Annotated in this window: 2 protein-coding genes; both read left to right on the top strand. The window is 67.5% G+C overall.

All coding sequences use genetic code 11. The annotated features are described in order from the left end of the window. Window positions 1–2,756: hybrid sensor histidine kinase/response regulator (locus tag JQ586_RS40075; protein WP_212400131.1), on the top strand; the 2,756-nt coding region annotated here is incomplete at its 5' end. Between the two features lie 12 nt (window positions 2,757–2,768). Further along, on the top strand, window positions 2,769–3,223 hold a 455-nt coding region (locus JQ586_RS40070), incomplete at its 3' end, for a chemotaxis protein CheW (protein ID WP_212400130.1).

Below are 3,223 nucleotides of genomic sequence, written 5' to 3'. Positions count from 1 at the left end.
TGCGGGAATTCCTGACCGAAACCAGCGAGAGCCTCGACACGGTCGACAATCAGCTGGTGCGGTTCGAACAGGATCCCAACAACGCGAAGATCCTCGATAACATCTTCCGCCTGGTCCACACCATCAAGGGCACCTGCGGCTTCCTCGGGTTGCCGCGGCTCGAAGCGCTGGCCCATGCCGGCGAGACCTTGATGGGCAAGTTCCGCGACGGCATGCCGGTCAAGGCGGAAGCTGTGACGCTGATCCTGTCCTCGATCGACCGCATCAAGGAGATCCTCGCGGGGCTCGAAGCCACCGAGGCCGAGCCCGAAGGCAATGACCGCGACCTGATCGACCAGCTGGAAGACATGGTCGAGCGCGGCATGGCTGCGATGTCGGGCTCGGCGCAGTCGATGCCGGGTGCGGGCGAGAGCGCGGCGGCCGAAGCAGCCTCGATGCCGGTCGTTGAAGCGCCGGTCGTTGAAGCGCCTCCGGTGCAGCCGGCGGTGACCGAGGGCACGCTGGTGGCGCAGACCCTGGAGCGCCCGCTGCGCCCGGGCGAGGTCTCGCTCGACGAGCTCGAACGCGCCTTCCGCGAGACCGTGACCGAGGTGGCTGCACCTGCGCCCGCGCCTGCGGCAAAGCCTGCTGCCGCAGCCGAGCCGGCCGGGGCCGCGAAGAGGCCGGCCCGCAAGGCCGCCTCCGCCGATGCCGATCTCCAGGAAGGCGACAAGATCGCCAACCAGTCGATCCGGGTCAATGTCGACACCCTCGAGCACCTCATGACCATGGTCTCCGAGCTGGTGCTGACCCGCAACCAGCTCTTGGAGATCTCCCGCCGCAACGAGGACACCGAGTTCAAGGTGCCGCTGCAGCGGTTGTCGAATGTCACCGCCGAGCTGCAGGAGGGCGTCATGAAGACGCGCATGCAGCCGATCGGCAACGCCTGGCAGAAGCTGCCCCGCATCGTCCGCGACCTCTCCGGCGAACTCGGCAAGCAGATCGAGCTGGAGATGCACGGCGCCGACACCGAGCTCGACCGCCAGGTGCTCGACCTGATCAAGGATCCGCTGACGCACATGGTGCGCAACTCCGCCGATCACGGCCTGGAGACGCCGGCCGAGCGGCTGGCCTGCGGCAAGGGCGAGCAGGGCACCATCCGGCTGTCCGCCTATCACGAGGGCGGCCACATCATCATCTGCATCGCCGACAATGGCCGCGGGCTCAACACCGAGCGGATCAAGGCGAAAGCGCTCCAGAACGGTCTCGTCACCGAGGCCGAGCTCGAGAAGATGACCGAAGCCCAGATCCACAAGTTCATCTTCGCGCCGGGCTTCTCGACCGCAGCGCAGGTCACCTCGGTGTCCGGCCGCGGCGTCGGCATGGACGTGGTGCGCACCAATATCGACCAGATCGGCGGCACCATCGACATCAAGAGCGTCGCCGGCGAGGGGGCTTCCGTCACCATCAAGATCCCGCTGACGCTGGCGATCGTCTCGGCGCTGATCGTGGAAGCCGGCGGCGACCGCTTTGCCATCCCGCAACTGTCCGTCGTGGAGCTGGTGCGGGCCCGCGCCAACTCCGAGCACCGCATCGAGCGGATCAAGGACACCGCGGTGCTGCGGCTGCGCAACAAGCTGCTGCCGCTGATCCATCTGAAGAAGCTCCTGAAGATCGACGACGGCGCCTCCACCGATGCCGAGAACGGCTTCATCGTGGTGACGCAAGTGGGCAGCCAGACCTTCGGCATCGTGGTCGACGGCGTGTTCCACACCGAGGAGATCGTGGTCAAGCCGATGTCGACCAAGCTGCGCCACATCGACATGTTCTCGGGCAACACCATCCTGGGCGATGGCGCCGTGATCATGATCATCGATCCCAACGGCATCGCCAAGGCGCTCGGCGCCTCCGGCTCGGCGGCCCACGCCATGGCCGAGGACAATGCGGCGGCGCAGGCGACGAGCGGCGAGCAGCTGACCTCGCTGCTGGTGTTCCGCGCAGGCTCCTCGCAGCCCAAGGCGGTGCCGCTCGGCCTCGTCACCCGGCTGGAGGAGATCGCCACCGACAAGATCGAGCTCTCCAACGGCCGCTACATGGTGCAGTACCGCGAGCAGCTGATGCCGCTGGTGCAGATGGCTGGCGTTACGGTGCAGACCCAGGGGGCGCAGCCGATCCTGGTGTTCGCCGACGACGGCCGCTCGATGGGGCTCGTGGTCGACGAGATCATCGACATCGTCGAGGAGCGGCTCAACATCGAGGTCGCGGGCTCGGAGGCCGGCATTCTGGGCTCGGCCGTGATCAAGGGCCAGGCCACCGAGGTGATCGACGTCGGTCACTTCCTGCCGATGGCGTTCGCCGACTGGTTCTCGCGCAAGGAGATGCGCCCCTCGGCCTCGGCCCAGTCGGTGCTGCTGGTGGATGACAGTGCCTTCTTCCGCAACATGCTGGCGCCGGTGCTGAAGGCCGCCGGCTACCGGGTGCGGACCGCGCCGAACGCCCAGGAAGGGCTTGCCGCGCTGCGCTCGGGGCAGAGCTTCGACGTGGTGCTGACCGACATCGAGATGCCCGAGATGAACGGCTTCGAGTTCGCCGAGAGCATCCGCTCCGACAACAATCTGGTCGGGCTGCCGATCATCGCGCTGTCGGCGATGGTGTCGCCGGCGGCGATCGAGCGCGGCCGGCAGGCCGGCTTCCACGACTATGTCGCCAAGTTCGACCGGCCCGGGCTGATCGCGGCGCTGAAGGAACAGACCGCCGAGATGCGGCGTGCGGCTTGAGGAACAGACGCGATGACAACCAGCAAGACCGAGACCGGCGAAGGCACCATGGCCGAATACGTCACGGCCGTGATCGGCGGGCAGCTGTTCGGCCTGCCGATCTCGCGGGTGCAGGACGTGTTCATGCCGGAGCGGCTGACGCGGGTGCCGCTGGCCTCCAGCGAGATCGCAGGCGTGCTCAATCTGCGCGGCCGCATCGTCACCGTGGTCGACATGCGCGCCAGGCTCGGGCTGCCGAAGGCCGATGACGGCAAGCCGCCGATGGCGGTCGGCGTCGACCTGCGCGGCGAATCCTACGGCCTCCTGATCGACCAGATCGGCGAGGTGCTGCGCCTGCCCGACGCCGGTCGCGAGGAAAACCCCGTCAACCTCGATCCCCGAATGGCCAAGCTCGCCGGCGGCGTCCACCGCCTCGACGGCCAGCTCATGGTCGTCCTCGATGTCGATCGCGTGCTCGAACTGATGCC

It is taken from the genome of Bradyrhizobium jicamae (assembly GCF_018130215.1).
Classification (GTDB): Bacteria; Pseudomonadota; Alphaproteobacteria; order Rhizobiales; family Xanthobacteraceae; genus Bradyrhizobium; species Bradyrhizobium jicamae_A.
This window is presented reverse-complemented; position numbering and strand designations above follow the sequence as displayed.